Raw genomic sequence first — 18476 nt, 5'->3', positions numbered from 1 at the left:
ATATTATTAACTATTAATTTCCAGAATATATGGCCGGAATGATACGATCTCATTCCCTATCCATGAATTAATCTCCTTCATCCGTTCTTGCAATGGCGTCAGCTCGTTCCTAACAAACACCTGTGCCGCTTTCACCACATCACCAAAGCCGCCAGCATTGTCAGGGATAATGCCCATCATCTGAGGCGGCACCCGGTTCGCGGCAAGCAGGTCGTCACGGCTGGCCTTTTTGATATTGAAAAAGTCATCTTTGGGGGCGACCTCGCTCAGGGGCAGGATCTTAATCCCATCCGGCTTTCCGTTCGGCGCATACATAAAAAGGTTGCGGAAATTGCCCTCGCCTTTAGTGTCGCGCATTGCCTTTCGCATTTGCTCAATGTCGCTGCTGCTCTGCGCGGCGTCCGTCATATACAGGATATAACCCGCGTGCGCGCCGTTCTGGTAATACTTGCGGCGGTAGAGGGTGTGGGCGCTGGGTTCAATTGGTCTGGCGTCGTGGCCGGTGATTTCGGGCATCAATACGATCATCTCAATCGGCGGCAAAATGGGCGTTGCTTTCAGCGTGGCCGGGGAAATGATTGTTGCCGCCCTCGGTGCCATCTCCCTGCCGGTTGTTCTGGTGGCCGCCGCCATCGTCGCGGGTGCGTTGCTTATCAGGAAATACTGGGAGCCTATCAGCGAATTTCTGAAAGGGATGGCCGCGGGCTTTACCGCTGCAATGGGGCCAATCGCTGATGCATTTGCACCGCTCAAGCCCGCCTTTGACTGGCTGGGGGATAAGCTCGGCGGGGTATGGGACAAGTTCAAAGGGCTGCTTGAACCGGTCAAGTTAACCCAGGATGAACTGAAAGCGGCGGGTGATATGGGCAAGCAGTTTGGTGAGCTGCTGGCCGCCGGGATTAAGTTCGTACTTTCACCGCTGACTGAGTTGCAGAACGGCATTGACTGGGTGCTGGAAAAGCTCGGCATGGTTGACGATAAGTCGAAAAAACTTAAAGACAACATTCCGACTAAGTGTCTACAGAGGTTCCTACAGGGTGTAATGGGGTGTAACAGGGTGGGATGTAACTCATTGATTTAAATCTAAGTGATTGTTTTAACGTACTATCCAAAAAAAGACCAAAGACGATTCCTGTCTTTGGTCCAGGGAAAGGGCTCTTTTCAGAGCCGTGCGCTAAAAGTTGGCATTATTGCAGGCGATTCGCCTTGCACTTTAAAAGATAGACCAGTTGTGGGGGTTTACCAGCCAGTTGTAAACAACGTAATAACTGATTGTTAGCATTGTGATCGCGGCGGCAGAAACGGGCGGGCTGCGCTTTTCAGCGAGAGTGGAATGGGAAATAACTGGCGCACCGAAAGGTATGCGCCAGCGTCGTGCAATCAGTTACAGAGCTTTTCGGCGCGCGCGATAATCGGGGCCAGGCTCTTCTTCTGGCCCGGGTTGGCCGGGTCGTCAGCCAGAATCTTACTGATTGGGAATCCGGCCTTTATCTGGCCCGCTTTGACTTTGGCTTCCGCCGCATCATTCAGCGGATATTGCACCAGCGTGCCATCGTTAATGGCGAGCAGCACGTTGCCTTTTTCACAGCTTAACATCATCTCTTCACGCACAAACGGCCAGTTCTCTTTGCCCATATCGAAACGGCTCACGGTTTCGATGCCAGCCATTGCACTGCTGCTGATGCCCAGTGCGACGCAAAATAATGCCAACTTTTTCATCTTGTTAGTACCTCAAACGATAAAACATAAACTGAATCGGGATAAGCGAAAACAGGTGTTGATCAGGCAGGTTCGAGTGTGGCAAAAATGCCCACCACCAGCAGTACCACCGCCGCCAGAGCGATCTCCACCAGCGTACTGGTGATAAACGACTGCTGCGCCCCTGCCCCGCTATGCTGAAAACGCGGTACCAGCCAGTAGCGGTTAAACAGAGCAATGCCCATCATTACGCCAACCAGCAGGGATTTCAGCACCAGCAGCTGGCTGTAGAGGCGGAAACTGGCAGGCGGCCAGCCGAGCAGCAGCAACGCATTGATCACCCCGCTGATGACCACCAGCATGACGGCCAGATGACCGTAGCGAGAAAAACGCATCATGGTGCTAATGGCATCGTAACGATGCTCGGGGCTCCGCGCTGCGCGCATCAGGTAAACGACAGGAAGCAGGCCACCCGCCCAGAATGCCGCGCTCAGCAGATGCACTGTCTGATTGGCGCGCTGGAATACACCGCTCCAGCCATCCAGCATCGCAGCATGTCCGGTAAAGGCCAGCCCGCAGAGCTGCAATACGGCTAACAGCAACACCGTCTGCTGGCACAACTGCCCACTCAGTCGTCTGCGAAAGCACAGCACCAGACAACACAGTACGGCCAGCGCCAGTTGCCACTGCCATGCGCGGCCAAACTGCGTCTGTAGCACCGCCAGCCAGATATCACCTTCAAGCGTATCCTGCCAGCCGTCCCCCATCTGTCCTGTCTGTGCCGCGAGCAACAGTACCGCACTCAGCAGCGTCAGCCCTGTACTCACCCGGATTAACGGCATCAGCCGCCGGGTAAGATCGGCGCGATAACGTGCCGGAGCCAGCAACGTCGTGGTGACTCCGGCCCCGACCAGCGACATCAGTGCGCAGAAATGCAGCCAGCGGCACAGAATATAGAAGCCCGTGAGTGACATATCACTTCACGTTGAAGGTGTAGTTCCCTTTGGTCTTATGGCCGTCTACTGACAGCACATGCCATGTCACCTTGTACTCACCACTGCTCAGCGGCTGTTTAAACTGTACCCGCAGGGTATTGTGCTGTTTCGGGTCAAGGGCGGCTTTGATCTGATCGACCGGCTTGTTGTCCGTACGGCTGACGACCACGCCGCTAAATGCTGGCTCGATATCCTCGCTGAAGGAGATGGTCAGTGACTCAGGCCATTCGCTACCGGCGGGATTAACCGCGGTATACTGGCTTTTAAGGTGGGCATGAGCGGAAACCTGTTGGGTAAACAGTGCGGCGAGTAAGAAGCCGGAAACCCTGAAGAAATGTCGCATATGTCGCAATGATCCTTAGCAAATCGCAGCGCCTTGCTGCCTGAGGGCGAAAGAATACTCCGCTTAAAAACGGGTGTCGAGGTGATAGCGACTATCAATGGGCCGTCAGACTTGCTAATCCGTGCCTTCTGCATTATTTTCTGCCACACACTAAGGGGGGGAATACCATGAGCTACAATCTGGCCACATTGCCGCAGACAGATAAAGACAAAATCAACGTTGATCTGGCCGCTGCCGGGGTGGCGTTTAAAGAACGCTATAACATGCCGGTTATTGCCGAAATGGTGCTGCGTGAGCAACCGCCAGCGCTACAGGAGTGGTTCCGTGAGCGTCTGACTCACTACCGCCAGGCCTCCCTGTCACTCTCGCGTCTGCCGTACGAACCTAAACAAAAATAGTGGCTTGTTTTTTGCTCCCGCTTCGGTTGAGATGAAGGCCTTACTTTACTCTTCAGGGTGGTTTTTTTATGTCCAGCTGGACTATCGCGGCAGCACAGTCAGGTTCCCGTCCGGGCGATATCGCCTGGAATATTCACCACCACCTCGAATTTATCCAGCAGGCCGCGTCGCTGCGCGTTGAACTGCTGATGTTCCCTGAACTTTCGCTGACCGGTTATGAGCTTCCGCTGATGGCTGAACTGGCGCTCTCGCTGGACGACGAACGGCTGCAACCCTTTGCCCACGCGGCGCAGCAGCATCAGATGGGCATCAGCATCGGTCTGCCATTAAAGGCGGACAATAATGTTCGCCTCTCCGCACTGACATTCCTGCCGGACGGTACGCGCATCGCCTACAGTAAGCGCAATTTGTACGGTCAGGAAAAAGAGATTTTCGCGGCAGGTAATACGGTGCCGTTATTTGGATATCAGCGTCATCAGGTGGCGCTGGCCATTTGTGCCGATATCAGCGTGGAAGCCTTTGCCCGTGATGCCTCCGTTCGCGGTGCCGATCTCTATGCCACCAGCGTGCTGGTTTCCGAGCAGGGATATGAAACCGACTGCAGCTACCTCGCCCGCTGGTCGCGTGATTATCAAATGGCCGTGGTGATGGCGAATCACGCCTGGCCCACGGGCGGCTACCAGTGTGCGGGTAAAAGTGCTTTCTGGGACGCGACCGGACGCCAGGTCATACGCGGGGGCGAAGGCGAGCAACTGATTATTGCCCGTCGTAGCGGTAATCATTGGCAAGGAGAGGCGCATTCGTTACCCTGCCCGTCAGTTCTGTAAACGGGAGAAGCTATGTTACGCGTGATAGACACGGAAACCTGCGGCCTGCAGGGTGGTATTGTCGAAGTGGCATCGGTGGATGTGATTGACGGACAAATCGTCAATCCAATGAGCGACCTGATCTCACCCGACCGCCCTATCAGCCATCAAGCCATGGCCATCCATAAAATTACCGAGGCCATGGTGCGGGGGAAACCCACCATTGAGCAGGCGATCGGCCGCTATCACGGCAGCCCTTATTATGTGGCGCACAATGCCAGCTTTGACCGCCGTATGCTGCCAGAGATGCCCGGTGAATGGATCTGCACAATGGCGCTTTCGCGCCGCCTGTGGCCGGGCCTGAAATACAGTAATCTGGCGCTGCGCGAATCCTTACAGCTGGAGGTGACGCCGCCGGAAAATTTACATGCCCACCTTGCGCTATATGACTGCTACATCACTGCGGCGCTGCTGATCCGTATTATGTCGTTCAGCGGCTGGGATGCGCCAGAGATGATCCGTCGGATGCAGGTGCAGGGATCGTTTAATACCTTCCCGTTCGGTAAGTATCGCGGGCAGAAAGTGGATGATGTGGCGAAGAAAGATCCGGGATATTTAAAGTGGATGCTAAAAAATATCACGGATCTGAAGCCCGACTTACGCAGTGCCATGCAGCGGGCGTTGAGTGCGACGGATTAAGCCGCGGGTGTGGTCAGCAGGCCGCTGGCCAGCCCGATAAGAAATGCATACTCCAGCGCCACCCCTTCATAGGCTTTAAAACGGCCTGACTTTCCGCCATGACCAGAGTCCATATCCGTTTGCAGCAACAGTAGATGATTATCGGTTTTCAGCTCACGTAGCTTAGCCACCCATTTTGCTGGCTCCCAGTACTGAACCTGGGAGTCATGCAGACCGGTGGTGATCAACAGATGCGGATAATCCTGCGCCTTAATGTTGTCATACGGGCTGTACTGTTTGATGTAGTGATAATACTGCTCCTCAGCCGGATTGCCCCACTCGTCATATTCGCCAGTGGTAAGCGGAATGGTTTCATCCAGCATCGTCGTCACCACATCCACGAACGGCACCTGCGCGACGACCCCCTTGAAACGCTCCGGGGCCATATTAATGACGGTGCCCATCAGCAACCCACCGGCACTTCCGCCCATCGCATAGAGTTTTTCCGCATCGCCGTACTTTTTCTCCACCAGCGCATCGGTGATATCGATAAAGTCATGGAAGGTGTTCATTTTATTCAGCAGACGTCCATCGTCGTACCACTGCTGACCCATCTCACCGCCGCCACGAATATGCGTCAGGGCAAAGACAAACCCGCGATCCAACAGGCTGAGACGACTGGCGCTGAAATCAGCATCCATACTGCTGCCGTAAGAACCATAACCGTAAACCAGCAACGGGTTGGTTCCCGGCTGGTAGCTGTCTTTACGGTACACCAGTGAAACGGGGACCTCGACGCCATCACGCATGGTGATCCAGTGGCGTTCGCTGCGATAGCGCGCCGCATCAAACCCTTTCACTTCCGTCTGCTTAAGGACTTCACGCTCACCGGTGTCCAGGTCCAGTTCAAACAGCGTATCCGGCGTGGTCATGGATGAGTAGCCGTAGCGAACTTTGCTGCTGTCCGGCGTCGGGTTATGGCCAATCCAGGTCACATAGGCCGGATCGTCGAAGGCAATGCTGGTGCTCTCACCGCTTTGCCAGTTTATCTGACGCAGGCTGGTCAGCCCCTGCTGACGCTCTTCCACCACCAGCCAGTCGCGGAACAGCGTATAGCCTTCCAGCACAGTCGTATCCCGTGGCGCAATCAGCGGCTGCCACTGCTGCTCATCTGCACTGTCGCTGCGGTACAACCCGAAGTTCTTGCCATCCCGGTTGGAACGCACATAGAACTGCCCCTGATAATGGTCCACGCTGTACTCATGATCTTTACGCCGCGCAGAGAACAGCTGGGGCTGAGCATCGGCATCAGCGGCATCCAGCAACAGGATCTCACTGGTGGTGCTGCTGCCGAGAGCAATCGCCACAAACTCTTCGGACGTGGTTTTGTAAACGCTGACGTAGAAGGTGTCATCTTCCTCTTCATACACCAACTGATCCTGCTGCTGCGGCGTGCCCAGCGTATGCCGCCATACCTGATACGGCAGCAGCGTCTTTTTATCTTTCAGCACATAGTAGAGGGTTCGCGAATCACTGGCCCACGTCATCGCGGAGGAGACGCCTTCCAGCACTTCCGGGTACCACTCGCCGTTCTCAAGGTTGCACAGACGAATGCCGTACACCCGGCGTGACAGGAAGTCTTCTGCCACGGCCATTTTCTGGTTATCCGGGCTGATCGCCACGCCGCCCAGGGTATAAAACTCATGGTCAGCAGCACGCTGATTGCCATCCAGCAGCGTATCCCAGTGGTCCGGCGTCTTCGTGTCGGCGGGCTGACGGGCGTAAATCGTGTATTCATTCCCCTCTTCATAGCGGCTCTGATAACGATATCCCCGCTTCACATAAGGCACCGAATGGTCACGGGCAGGAATGCGGTCGATGATCTCCTGCAACAGCTCCGCCTGTAAGGCCTGCTGCGGCAGCAACTGTTGCTGACAGTAGTCGTTCTCAGCCCGCAGATAAGCAAGCACCTCTGGCGCTTCGCGCTCGTCGTCGCGCAGCCAGTAATAATTATCGATACGGGTATCACCGTGCAGGGTCATCTGATGGGGAATTTTATTCGCTTTAGGAGGTGTCATAGTCTCTTCGCAGTTGCTGTGCCTGTGTGTAAGGTTGGCAGCAACCAGACTGATTAACAAGCCGTTATCAGTGCAACAACGTGCTTTTCAGGGGATTTTTTTGCGCGGGTGACAGTGTTCACCCGCGAAGGATTAACTGATCTATCAGGCAGGGAGCTTCTGCTTCTCGGCACGAATGTCGGTTTCAATCGACTGACGCACGTCCTGTGGGATTTTCAAGGCATCGCCCAGCGCCTGCAAATAGCTGCGCTCCATAAAGTGGTCAACATCGATGACAAGGTTGCTGAGGAAATAGACCTCCAGCGCTTCTTCTTCGTTTTTCACATCGGCCGCCAGCTTCTGCGGATCAAGCGGAGAGTCAATGGCACGCTGCACCAGCTGCTCGCCCTGCGCACCTAAACCAGACTGGCGAATATGTTCATCAATGGCTTTACGCTCATCGTTGTCGATATGGCCGTCACTTTTGGCCGCAAAGACCAGCGCTTCAATCAGACGCTCGGCGCGACGGTCGACCGGGGAGCTCTGCTGACCAAACTCAGGCTGATCCTGATGGGTTTCACTGACACGCTGTTTGTACTTATTCCACAACAGGGCACCCGCAGCAGCACCGCCGCCGATGATTACGGCGTTCTTCCCGTACTTCATCAACAGGTTGCGGGAAGATTTACTGGCAATCAGCAATCCCGCCAGGCCACCGAGTGCACCGGGGGCCAGCATTTTGCTCAGCCCTTCTCCGCCAGAGGAGGATTTGCCTGCCTTGCCTAATACCGTCTGAATCTGTTGCAGCCAGTTGCTCATAGTCAGTCCTTCATTACCCGAAAACACCACAATAAAGCAGCACACGTCAGGAAACGTCAAACGATGAAAAGGCTGTAAAATTTCCCGTTGTTTCCAGCGGCAGATGGACAGATATCCTGCAGTCAGTCGTGGATAAGTTGTTGGATGGTTGCATTGCCTCTACCCTGAAAAGGAAATTACGCAGAGGAGAATCGATACAAATGGCATTTTCGGCGAACCCATTGTTTATCAATACCATCCTGCTCGGTGGCAGCAGTGAAGAGAAACTGCGTGCAGCTGCAGCGGCGGGTTTCAGTCAGGTGGAATTGTGGCAGCAGGATGTGAGTGAAGCCGTGGGCGATGCCGCCGCGCTGGCCGATCTCTGCCAGCAGCTTTCCCTCGGGCTGACGGATTACCAGGTGCTGCTGGATTTTGATGGGGCGCCAGAGAGCCTGCGTGAGGATAAACGGCATGAAGCCTTACAGATGATGGCAACGGCGCAACGCCTTGGCGCATCAACGCTGTTGGTGCCGGCATCCACTCATCCGCACTGTTGCACAGAACGTATCGAAGCGGATTTACGCTGGCTGGTGCAGCAGGCGGCAGATCATGGCCTGCGCGTAGCGTATGAGGCGATGGCCTGGAGCCAGCATATTAATAACACCGCCCAGGCATGGCAGCTTATCCAGCAAATTGACGCACCCAATCTGGGGCTGGTGGTGGATGCTTTTCATATTTTTGTACGCCAGAGAACGCTGGAAGACCTGGCCGGTATTCCGGCAGAGAGGATTTTTCTGGTGCAGTTGTCCGATCTGAATGAGCAGCCGGATGCAAAGCATCTGGTCGATACGGCCCGGCATCACCGATTGTTACCCGGTGAGGGCCAATACCCACTGAAGGCGCTGTTAGCGCATTTGCAGCAGATCGGTTACGAGGGGCCAATAGGCCTGGAAGTATTTAACGATCAACGCCACGCTGCTGACCCGCTGGCAACGGCACAGGCAGCGATGGCGTCATTGCGCAGTGTGCTGAGCACATAATGATCTGAACGGCTGATCAGAAAAAAGATCAGCCACAGCAGGGGCGGGTTACACCGCGCGCAGTTTGCCTTCATCAGATGCGTCGCTGTTATCAGCCGCACTGCTCTCTTCAGGCAGTTTACCGGTGCGGAGGATCTGTTGCAGCGCGTCTTTATTTTCCGCCATAAACAGCCCCAGCGCTTCACCCTGCTGTTCTTCCATTTCCAGCGGGCTGGCGGTCAGCCAGTCGGCAAAGACTTCCGCCAGGTCGAGCATCTTGTCGTAAGCATCGGCTTCTTTCTTGCTGGCAAATGTCATCTTTTCCTCACCTTTTCTGACGACAACGTATTTGATTTCAACAGCCATGATTTTCGTCCTGTTTAACTGTATTTTTATACAGTGTAGCAGCGTCGCTTTTTTCACTCAAGCGTAAAGTGCGGATGATTACGCAAACGTTTTCGTTTATACTTCGCGCGTTTTTTTCAATCCATTCAGGTAGAGATTATGACAACTCTTGGAACTGCGCTGCGCCCTAATGCAACCCGTGTAATGCTGCTGGGATCCGGTGAACTGGGCAAAGAAGTAGCGCTGGAATGCCAGCGTCTGGGTGTGGAGGTGATCGCCGTGGATCGCTATGCCGATGCCCCTGCGATGCACGTTGCCCACCGCAGCCATGTGATCAATATGCTGGATGGCGCAGCCCTGGCCGCACTGGTCGCGCAGGAAAAGCCGGACTTCGTGGTGCCGGAAATTGAAGCGATCGCCACCGATATGCTGATCGAACTGGAAAAACAGGGACAGCACGTAGTGCCGACCGCACGCGCCGCGAAACTGACCATGAACCGTGAAGGTATTCGCCGCCTTGCTGCGGAAGATCTGGCGTTGCCGACGTCATCCTACCGCTTTGCCGACAGCCGCGAGGCTTTCCTGGCCGCCGCTGATGAGATCGGTTTCCCGTGCATCGTAAAACCCGTGATGAGTTCTTCCGGTAAAGGGCAGAGTTTTATCCGTGAAGCCGCACAGCTGGATGCTGCATGGGAATATGCACAACAGGGTGGCCGTGCCGGTGCCGGTCGGGTGATCGTTGAAGGCGTGGTGAAGTTTGATTTCGAAATTACCCTGCTGACCATCAATGCTGTCGACGGCATTCACTTCTGCGCGCCTATCGGACATCGTCAGGAAGATGGCGACTATCGCGAATCCTGGCAGCCGCAGCAGATGAGCGAGCTCGCACTGAAACGTGCGCAGGAGATTGCTGAAAAAGTGGTGAATGCACTGGGTGGACGCGGCCTGTTTGGCGTTGAGCTGTTTGTTTGCGGTGATGAGGTGGTGTTCAGTGAAGTGTCGCCACGCCCGCATGATACCGGCATGGTCACGCTGATTTCTCAGGACGTCTCCGAGTTCGCGCTGCATGTGCGCGCGTTCCTCGGTCTGCCAGTCGGCGGCATCCGCCAGTACGGTCCGGCAGCATCAGCGGTGATCCTGCCAGAGCTGGACAGCAATAATGTGCAGTTCGCCAACCTGTCTGCTGCACTGGGCGCCGGGCTGCAACTGCGCCTGTTTGGCAAGCCAGAAATTCAGGGCAAACGCCGTCTTGGTGTGGCACTGGCAACGGGCAATGACATGGAAGAGGCGGTGCAGCGTGCCATCAGTGCCGCTGCCAGCGTAAAAGTCAGCGGCTGACAGACCTGCGGATTATTCAAGGGGCGGAATTCCGCCCCTTGCGGTTTTATCGCGCCCCGGCAACGGCTTCCTGCGCCAGGCGGGTAATACGGTCATAATCTCCCGCTTCCAGCGCATCCGCTGGCACCAGCCACGACCCACCAATACACAGCACACTTTTCAGCGCCAGGTAGTCGCGGTAGTTAGCCGGCGAGATGCCGCCCGTCGGGCAAAAACGTACCTGTGGGAAAGGCCCGCCAATCGCCTGTAAGGCTTTCACGCCGCCGTTAGCTTCCGCCGGGAAGAATTTAAACTCACGCAGACCATAATCAAGACCGGTCATCAATTCAGACACGGTGCTGATTCCCGGGATCAACGGCACTGAGCCGTCTACAGCGGCTCTGAGCAACGGCTCGGTCAGGCCCGGGCTGATGATAAACTGCGCGCCCGCATCGGTGACTTCTTTCAACTGCTGCGCGTTCAACACGGTGCCTGCCCCAACAATCGCTTCAGGCACTTCTCTCACCATGGCCTTCAGGGCATCCATCGCGCAGGGCGTGCGCAGCGTCACTTCCAGCACACGCACACCACCCGCTACCAATGCTTTCGCCATCGGAACAGCATGCTCAAGCTTGTTCACCACGATCACCGGCACAACCGGGCCTGTTTTCAGAATCTGTTCAGCGCTTGTTTTCCAGTTACTCATCAACGACGTTCTCCTGTCTGGCCTGCCTTCCGTCCTGGTGGATCGTAGCAGGCAAAAGTGACGCTCGCGGCGTCAGGAAGTGATTATGCGATCTACCATACAGGAGAAGCACCGCGAGCGTCTACGCGATCGTTGTGTTTTTAAAATGCAGGTTCATTTTTTATGAAGCCGTATTTTGCCCACAAAAAAGCCCGCCGAAGCGGGCTTAACCTGTCAGGACAGATTACTCGAATTCATTCCACGAGCGACCATCACGGGTGATCATGGCCACGGAAGCCACAGGCCCCCATGTTCCCGCCTGATAAGGCTTAGGTGCTTCTTTATCGGAAGACCAGGCATCCATAATGGAGTCAACCCATTTCCAGGCTTCCTCAACTTCGTCACGACGCACGAACAGGGCCTGGATACCGCGCATGGTTTCCAGCAGCAGGCGCTCATAGGCATCCGCCAGATGCGACTGATTGAAGGTTTCTGAGAAGCTCAGGTCCAGCTTGGTGGTTTGCAGGTTATGTTTGTGATCCAGCCCTGGCACTTTGTTCAGGATCTGAATATCCATGCCTTCATCCGGCTGCAGACGAATGGTCAGTTTGTTCTGTGGCAGTTCCTGCCAGGTGTCTTTAAACAGGTTCAGTGCCGGGTTTTTGAAATACACCACCACTTCTGAACACTTGGTTGGCAGACGCTTGCCGGTACGCAGATAGAACGGAACACCAGCCCAGCGCCAGTCGTCGATGTCCACGCGGATGGAGACAAAGCTTTCGGTGGTGCTGGATTTGTTCGCCCCCTCTTCTTCCAGATAGCCAGGGACTTTTTTGCCCTGTACAAAACCGGAGGTGTACTGACCGCGTACGGTTTTTTCACGCACGTTGGTGTGATCGATACGACGCAGGGAGCGCAGAACTTTCACTTTTTCGTCGCGAATGCGATCCGCAGAGAGATCGGCTGGCGGCGACATGGCCACCATGGTCAGCACCTGTAACAGATGGTTCTGGATCATATCACGCATCTGGCCCGCTTTATCGAAGTAACCCCAACGGCCCTCGATCCCCACTTCTTCCGCCACGGTGATCTGCACGTGATCGATGGTACGGTTATCCCAGTTAGAGGCAAACAGGGAGTTAGCAAAACGCAGCGCCAGCAGGTTGAGTACCGTCTCTTTACCGAGATAGTGGTCAATGCGGAACACCTGGTTCTCTTCGAAGTATTCACCCACCTGGTCGTTAATCTCGCGCGATGTTGCCAGAGACGTACCCAGTGGTTTTTCCATCACAACGCGTGCAGGTTGCGCATTCAGCTTCGCTTCACCCAGGCCCTTACAGATGGCTCCGAAGGTGCTTGGCGGCATCGCGAAGTAGTTAATGGTGACGCGTTTTTTCTGGTCGAGCATTTTTCCCAGACGAGGGAAATGGCTGCGGTCATCCACATCCAGGTTGCAGAAATCGAGACGGCTGCTGAGTTTATCCCACAGCGCTTCGTCGATCTTCTCCTTCATAAAGGTTTCCAGTGCCTCACGCACCACCTTGGTATAAGCAGCCTTATCCCATTCCGCACGGCCAACGCCGATAATGCGTGAATCTTCATGGATCTGACCGGCTTTTTCCAATTGATACAGAGAGGGCAACAGTTTCCGGCGCGCAAGATCGCCTTTGGCACCGAAAATTACCAGATCGCATGCCTGGGCTGTTTGTGTAACCGCCATTTCATTCTCCTCGTTGCAGGATTAGCCTGTCCCTGAGATTCCGTAGTCGGACAGACTCTTATTGTAATTTTGTTTCAATACAATGTACTGCTTTTGCCTGCTCCTCGTAAACCAGGGGAGGCCACTGCGGCACAATGTATTCAATCAATGCTTAATTTAGTGGCAACCTTCGGAGGCCTACCATCAGATTGTGCGTAATTTTTCGTCATTTTTGTTACTGTTCTTACCATTCTGAAAATCAGACACAGCTCAAACTCTGGCAAAAAATGTAAATTAATGTCGTTATGCTACTGCCACCGAGGCTGTAGCGCATTGTATATTCTCTACAAAATGACATCGATTTCTCCTTTGATTGAAATCGTCAGAATGTATGAACGGGTAGCACTATGAATATGCTGGAAAAAATTCAATCACAGCTGGAAAATCTGAGCAAATCAGAGCGCAAAGTTGCCGAAGTCATTCTCGATTCTCCCACCACTGCCATGCACTCAAGCATTGCCCTGCTGGCTCGCGCGGCGGGCGTAAGCGAACCGACGGTGAATCGCTTTTGCCACCGGCTGAAAACCAAAGGTTTCCCTGACTTCAAATTGCAGCTGGCACAAAGCCTGGCCAGCGGAACGCCCTATGTCAGCCGCAACGTTGAACAGGACGACAGCGTTGAGTCTTACTCAGGGAAAATTTTCGAGTCCGCGATGGCCGGGCTGGATCGGGTGAAACAAAGTCTGGATGTCGGTGCCGTTAATCGTGCCGTCGATCTGCTGACCCAGTCAAAGAAAATTGCCTTCTTCGGTCTGGGGGCTTCTGCTGCCGTGGCACACGATGCAATGAATAAATTTTTCCGCTTCAATGTGCCGGTGATCTATTCCGATGACATTGTGATGCAGCGCATGAGCTGCATGAACAGCGGTGAAGGCGATGTGATGGTGCTGATCTCCCATACCGGTCGCACCAAAAATATGGTTGAGCTGGCGATGATGGCGCGGGAAAACGATGCCACGGTACTGGCCATCACCTCTCCCGGGTCGCCACTGGCGCGCGAGGCCACGCTGGCCCTGACGCTGGATGTTCCTGAAGATACCGATATTTATATGCCGATGGTGTCGCGCCTGGCGCAATTAACGCTGATTGATGTGCTGGCCACCGGCTTCACCCTGCGGCGCGGAGCAAAATTCCGCGATAATCTTAAGCGGGTTAAAGAGGCGCTCAGAGAATCCCGATTCGACAAAGACAGCCCTGATTCTGTGCTGAAAGCGCATTGAGTGAGCCATTTTTATCGCGTCATCGCGTGGGGGACATTCATCTGGCCCCACGCTGGCTGCTATGAAACAAAAAAATGTCCTACCCTCAGAATGTAATCAACAGAGCAGATTGATACTGCCACTGTGTCGATGTATCCGCTCCCCCCACAGCGATAAGAACAGGTAATAATTTACTCATTTCACCTAATAATAAGATACGTATCTCAAAAAACCGCTTATCGGCATTATTGAGCAAAACTTAAATCTTTTTTTCAAACCATAAGAAATACGTATGATCGATTAAAACCATCGTGACCATATAAACAGCTAAATCTAAAAATAACGATAAAAATCAACTTACTGATAATGAATTGGATTCAAAAGTCACGTTAATAAATATCATCTATTTACCTCGTGGACAATCGCGAATCCCTACCTATAATTCATAAAAATTAATCGACCAATTGGTAAAAACAACTTATTGCCCGTCATGGCATGAAAATGCTTTTAAAAAAAATCAGTTTATTCATTTTCGTTAATCACTACATTTTGGCTCTGACAAAAAATACAAACTGAGCACAATGCATTAACAGCACATTTTTAGTACTAAAATTTCACCTGTGGAAATAAATACAAAATGAAAAAGATACTGAATAATATCAACCTGCCTGCAAAATTCATGCTCCTTGCTTTCTTTGCACTGATACTTTTTGCTGTACCTACCGCCTTATTTATTGATGAGGGAAATCAGCAGATCAGTGCAAAAGAGTTAGAACTACAGGGCATCCCCGTTGAAAAACAGATGCTGGTACTGCTGAATCTTATGCAGCGCCATCGTGCAGAAGCCGCCATCGCTATCGCTCAAAACACGCCCGATGCACCGGCAAGGCTGGCATTGAAAGAACAGATCAACGTATTAAGCGATGCCATTCAGGGCACATTGCGCTCCTCGGCCAGTGAAAGTGCTGCCCTGCAAAGTTTTAGCAGGCTGACCGGCCTTTGGCGTCAACTACAAACTGATATAGATAACCGAAATTTAACCCTGGCAACCAGTTTAACGCACCATGCCCAGCTGATACGTACATTGCTCGATACCAATATGCAGGTCGTCGATTTCTACGGATTATCACTGGATCCTGATTTAAATACTTATCAGTTTATCATCAGCACCTTTAACCGGTTGCCGGAATTGACTGAAACACTCGGGCAGATCCGTGCCCGGGGTACCTCATTACTGGCAAGTAAGGAAGGTATTAACGACAGCGACTATGCCCGCATGGAGTTTCAGATACTGAATGGCAGAAATGCCCTGCGTCTTTATAATGACAATCTGCTGAAATCATTCGAGACCGATCATTCTTTGCGCACAAAATTCAGTACTCGCACGAGCAATGCTTTTAAACAAACCGATGAAGCATTGAAAATGGCAGAAGCTGTCTTTGTGAATCGTAGTCTGAATAATCTCAAACCGACCGAATTTGTTGCTGTTTTCACCAATGCTATCAATCAGTACTCTACCTTCGCCAATGAAGCAGCGGATGAATTAGATAACATGCTGTCGGCGCAGATAAGTGAACATAGATATAATCAATATGAACTGTTAGGCGTGCTGGCAACGATTATGCTTATCGTTGTGACACTGGCGATTTATATCATCCGTTCCATCACTGATCCGCTGCGTGATGTGGCACACGTTGCCAGAGAGGTTGCCTCGGGTAATTTGACGTCTCAGGTTCAGGTTAACGGCACCAATGAAATGGCGGCGCTAATTCACTCCTTAATGCAAATGCGTCACCGCCTCTCGGAACTGGTTGCCGATATAAAAAATAATGCGACAACCATCGCCACCTCCTCTGAAGAGATAGCACAGGGAAATGGCGATCTCTCAGCACGCACAGAAGAACAGGCCGCCTCTCTCGCTCAAACTGCTGCCAGCATGGAACAACTTTCATCGATTATTTTGCAGAATGCGGATAACACCCGCCACGCTGCCGGCATGGCCAGTTCAGCAACCGATGCTGCGCTGCTGGGCGGGGAAGCCATGGAGTCCGTTCTGGAGTCAATGCAAAAGATCAGCTCCAGTGCCGGTCAGATTGAAGAAATTATCCGTGTGATCGACAGTATCGCGTTTCAGACCAACATTCTGGCACTGAACGCTGCCGTTGAGGCCGCACGTGCGGGTGAACATGGAAAAGGGTTCGCGGTTGTGGCGGCCGAAGTCAGAGCGCTGGCTCAGCGCTCCGCCAGTGCAGCTAAAGAGGTCAAGCAGTTGATCACCCACTCGGTTGAAAATGCCCGTCAGGGTATTTCTATGGCGCAGGATGCAGGGGACAAAGTGAAGCAAAGTGTCTCAGCGATTGAGCAGACGGCCCAGTTGGTTAACGACATTGCCTCCTCCTCACAGGAGCAGAGTGCGGGTGTTGCGCAGATCAATATTGCGGTGAATCAGATGGATCAGGTCACCCAGCAGAACGCCGTTCTGGTTGAACAATCAGCGTCGTCGGCAGACGAGCTTGCCGCGCGTGCGAATCAATTACGCGAGCTGGTGGCGGTGTTCCGCACGGAGGAGAATCGGCTTTAGTCACATCAACACCTTTAGGCGCGCTCTTCTTTATCCTCGCGCGGCGTCAAGGTTATAGCAGGTTCCTGCACCACCAAGGTCATTCTTAAGGGAATGTCTTACGATAGGAGTGACTTTGGCGGGTTGTGTCAGTATTGTATCAGTCGAGGCCTTCACACTACGCCAGCCTTATTCGAATGCAGAAGAAGGCTGGCGTACGAGAATGAATAACTAAACCGTACATCTGAATAGATAATCATCTTTAGACCTCTTAAGTGAATACTCTACACATCACTTTAGGTCTCCCTAGCTAAGGAAACTCTATGTCTCGTCGTCTCAGAAGAACCAAGATTGTAACCACCTTGGGCCCCGCTACCGATCGCGATAATAACCTCGAAAAAGTCATCGCTGCCGGCGCCAACGTCGTTCGTCTTAACTTCTCACATGGCACGCCAGAAGATCACCAAATGCGCGCCGACAAAGTGCGCGAGATTGCCGCTAAACTGGGACGGCATGTCGCGATTCTGGGTGACCTTCAGGGGCCGAAAATCCGCGTTTCTACCTTTAAAGAAGGCAAGGTTTTCCTGAATATCGGGGAAAAATTCCTGCTGGATGCCAGCATGGGCAAAGGCGAAGGCGACAGAGAGAAAGTGGGGATCGATTATAAAGGTCTGCCTGCCGATGTGGTACCGGGCGATATCCTGCTGCTGGATGATGGCCGTGTACAGTTGAAGGTACTGGAAGTCCAGGGCATGAAAGTCTTCACCGAAGTGACCGTTGGTGGGCCACTGTCGAACAATAAAGGCATCAACAAACTCGGTGGTGGCCTGTCAGCCGAAGCGCTCACGGAAAAAGACAAAGCCGATATCCTGACCGCCGCCAAAATTGGCGTCGACTACCTGGCCGTGTCCTTCCCCCGCTGTGGTGAAGATCTCAACTATGCACGTCGTCTGGCACGTGAAGCCGGCTGTGATGCAAAAATCGTCTCCAAAGTGGAACGTGCTGAAGCCGTTGCCAGCCAGGAAGCGATGGATGACATCATTCTTGCCTCGGATGTCGTGATGGTGGCCAGGGGCGATCTGGGCGTTGAGATTGGTGATCCGGAGCTGGTCGGTATTCAGAAGGCCCTGATCCGTCGTGCTCGCCAGTTAAACCGTTCTGTGATCACTGCCACCCAGATGATGGAATCGATGATCACTAACCCGATGCCGACGCGTGCAGAGGTCATGGACGTGGCTAACGCCGTGCTCGACGGCACCGATGCCGTCATGCTGTCTGCAGAAACGGCAGCAGGCCAGTACCCGGCAGAAACCGTTTCAGCGATGGCGAAAGTCTGCCTGGGCGCAGAAAAAATCCCAAGCATTAACGTCTCCAAACACCGTCTTGATGTGCAGTTCGATAACATCGAAGAAGCCATTGCGATGTCGGCGATGTATGCAGCGAACCATCTGCAGGGCGTCACGGCCATTATCACCATGACCGAGTCAGGCCGTACTGCGCTGATGACCTCACGTATCACCTCAGGTCTGCCAATTTTCGCGATGTCGCGCCATGAGCGCACGCTGAATCTGACCGCGCTGTATCGTGGTGTCACCCCGGTCTTCTTCGACAGCAATAATGATGGCGTTGTCGCTGCGCATGACGCTATCAATCTGCTGCGTGAAAAAGGCTTCCTGATGTCAGGTGACCTGGTTATCGTTACCCAGGGCGATGTGATGAGCACCACCGGAACCACCAATACCAGCCGTGTGCTGCGCGTTGAGTAATTCCGCCTGAATATATTGGGCCGCAAGGCCCAATATATTCCACTCCCACTTCG

At 53.4% G+C, this 18476-nt stretch carries 17 protein-coding genes and 1 pseudogene; 9 read left to right on the top strand and 9 right to left on the bottom strand.

Features of this window, described 5'->3' with window-relative positions:
• Positions 1-6: 6 nt before the first annotated feature.
• Positions 7-471, bottom strand: a pseudogene (locus FVB43_RS08525) (phage portal protein); the annotation flags it as partial.
• 31 nt (positions 472-502) lie between these two features.
• On the opposite strand from FVB43_RS08525, the gene FVB43_RS08520 reads away from it, so the two are divergent.
• Positions 503-1081: a hypothetical protein gene (locus tag FVB43_RS08520; RefSeq protein WP_167863777.1), complete on the top strand. Its 579-nt coding sequence runs from the start codon at positions 503-505 to the stop codon at positions 1079-1081.
• Positions 1082-1380: 299 nt separating this feature from the next.
• On the opposite strand, the gene FVB43_RS08515 is transcribed toward FVB43_RS08520, so the two are convergent.
• The 3 genes from FVB43_RS08515 to copC all read right to left on the bottom strand — a co-directional run bounded on the left by FVB43_RS08515 (position 1381) and on the right by copC (position 3036).
• Complete coding sequence (locus FVB43_RS08515; RefSeq protein ID WP_133841807.1) at positions 1381-1719, bottom strand: YebY family protein; 339 nt, start codon at positions 1717-1719, stop codon at positions 1381-1383.
• A gap of 62 nt (positions 1720-1781) precedes the next feature.
• A complete protein-coding gene (gene copD / locus FVB43_RS08510; protein WP_167863776.1) occupies positions 1782-2672 on the bottom strand; it encodes a copper homeostasis membrane protein CopD in 891 nt (296 codons plus the stop codon).
• Position 2673: 1 nt separating this feature from the next.
• Entirely contained in the window at positions 2674-3036 is a 363-nt protein-coding gene (gene copC / locus FVB43_RS08505) for a copper homeostasis periplasmic binding protein CopC (RefSeq protein WP_167863775.1), read from the bottom strand.
• Between the two features lie 167 nt (positions 3037-3203).
• On the opposite strand from copC, the gene FVB43_RS08500 reads away from it, so the two are divergent.
• The 3 genes from FVB43_RS08500 (at position 3204) to exoX (ending at position 4939) form a co-directional block, all read left to right on the top strand.
• Positions 3204-3434: a DNA polymerase III subunit theta gene (locus tag FVB43_RS08500; RefSeq protein WP_133841804.1), complete on the top strand. Its 231-nt coding sequence runs from the start codon at positions 3204-3206 to the stop codon at positions 3432-3434.
• Positions 3435-3502: 68 nt separating this feature from the next.
• A complete protein-coding gene (locus tag FVB43_RS08495; RefSeq protein WP_167863774.1) occupies positions 3503-4261 on the top strand; it encodes a carbon-nitrogen hydrolase family protein in 759 nt (252 codons plus the stop codon).
• A 12-nt stretch (positions 4262-4273) separates the two neighbouring features.
• Positions 4274-4939, top strand: a complete 666-nt coding sequence (gene exoX, locus FVB43_RS08490) for an exodeoxyribonuclease X (RefSeq protein WP_167863773.1) — start codon at positions 4274-4276, stop codon at positions 4937-4939.
• Here the strand turns inward: exoX and FVB43_RS08485 are convergent.
• Both FVB43_RS08485 and FVB43_RS08480 read right to left on the bottom strand, forming a co-directional pair.
• Positions 4936-6996 (bottom strand): S9 family peptidase, encoded by a 2061-nt coding sequence (locus tag FVB43_RS08485; RefSeq protein ID WP_167863772.1) that lies wholly within the window; start codon positions 6994-6996, stop codon positions 4936-4938. The genes exoX and FVB43_RS08485 overlap by 4 nt on opposite strands.
• Before the next feature lie 144 nt (positions 6997-7140).
• Positions 7141-7794: a tellurite resistance TerB family protein gene (locus FVB43_RS08480; protein WP_159336498.1), complete on the bottom strand. Its 654-nt coding sequence runs from the start codon at positions 7792-7794 to the stop codon at positions 7141-7143.
• Between the two features lie 200 nt (positions 7795-7994).
• Between FVB43_RS08480 and FVB43_RS08475 the strand changes: the two genes are divergently transcribed.
• Positions 7995-8813, top strand: a complete 819-nt coding sequence (locus FVB43_RS08475) for a sugar phosphate isomerase/epimerase family protein (RefSeq protein WP_167863771.1) — start codon at positions 7995-7997, stop codon at positions 8811-8813.
• 48 nt (positions 8814-8861) lie between these two features.
• On the opposite strand, the gene FVB43_RS08470 is transcribed toward FVB43_RS08475, so the two are convergent.
• Complete coding sequence (locus tag FVB43_RS08470; RefSeq protein WP_133841798.1) at positions 8862-9158, bottom strand: YebG family protein; 297 nt, start codon at positions 9156-9158, stop codon at positions 8862-8864.
• Positions 9159-9296: 138 nt separating this feature from the next.
• On the opposite strand from FVB43_RS08470, the gene purT reads away from it, so the two are divergent.
• Positions 9297-10475 (top strand): formate-dependent phosphoribosylglycinamide formyltransferase, encoded by a 1179-nt coding sequence (gene purT / locus FVB43_RS08465; protein WP_167863770.1) that lies wholly within the window; start codon positions 9297-9299, stop codon positions 10473-10475.
• A 46-nt stretch (positions 10476-10521) separates the two neighbouring features.
• Here the strand turns inward: purT and FVB43_RS08460 are convergent, their stop codons facing one another.
• Positions 10522-11160 carry a bifunctional 4-hydroxy-2-oxoglutarate aldolase/2-dehydro-3-deoxy-phosphogluconate aldolase gene (locus FVB43_RS08460; RefSeq protein WP_133841796.1) on the bottom strand — a complete coding sequence of 213 codons (639 nt, stop codon included), beginning with the start codon at positions 11158-11160 and terminating at the stop codon, positions 10522-10524.
• Positions 11161-11383: 223 nt separating this feature from the next.
• The gene (zwf, locus tag FVB43_RS08455; protein WP_133841795.1) at positions 11384-12859 is read right to left on the bottom strand and encodes a glucose-6-phosphate dehydrogenase; all 1476 of its coding nucleotides are present in this window, start codon (positions 12857-12859) and stop codon (positions 11384-11386) included.
• Positions 12860-13245: 386 nt separating this feature from the next.
• Between zwf and FVB43_RS08450 the strand changes: the two genes are divergently transcribed.
• From FVB43_RS08450 to pyk, 3 genes are all read left to right on the top strand, one after another.
• Positions 13246-14118, top strand: coding sequence for a MurR/RpiR family transcriptional regulator (locus FVB43_RS08450; protein ID WP_159336495.1), 873 nt, complete (start codon positions 13246-13248; stop codon positions 14116-14118).
• A gap of 616 nt (positions 14119-14734) precedes the next feature.
• Positions 14735-16678 carry a methyl-accepting chemotaxis protein gene (locus FVB43_RS08445; RefSeq protein ID WP_133841793.1) on the top strand — a complete coding sequence of 648 codons (1944 nt, stop codon included), beginning with the start codon at positions 14735-14737 and terminating at the stop codon, positions 16676-16678.
• Between the two features lie 302 nt (positions 16679-16980).
• Positions 16981-18423 (top strand): pyruvate kinase, encoded by a 1443-nt coding sequence (pyk, locus tag FVB43_RS08440; RefSeq protein WP_133841792.1) that lies wholly within the window; start codon positions 16981-16983, stop codon positions 18421-18423.
• Positions 18424-18476: the final 53 nt, after the last annotated feature.

It is taken from the genome of Erwinia rhapontici (genome assembly GCF_012271765.1).
Classification (GTDB): Bacteria; Pseudomonadota; Gammaproteobacteria; order Enterobacterales; family Enterobacteriaceae; genus Erwinia; species Erwinia rhapontici.
The sequence above is the reverse complement of the archived record's forward strand: the minus strand, read 5'-3'. Positions and strand labels throughout refer to the sequence as shown.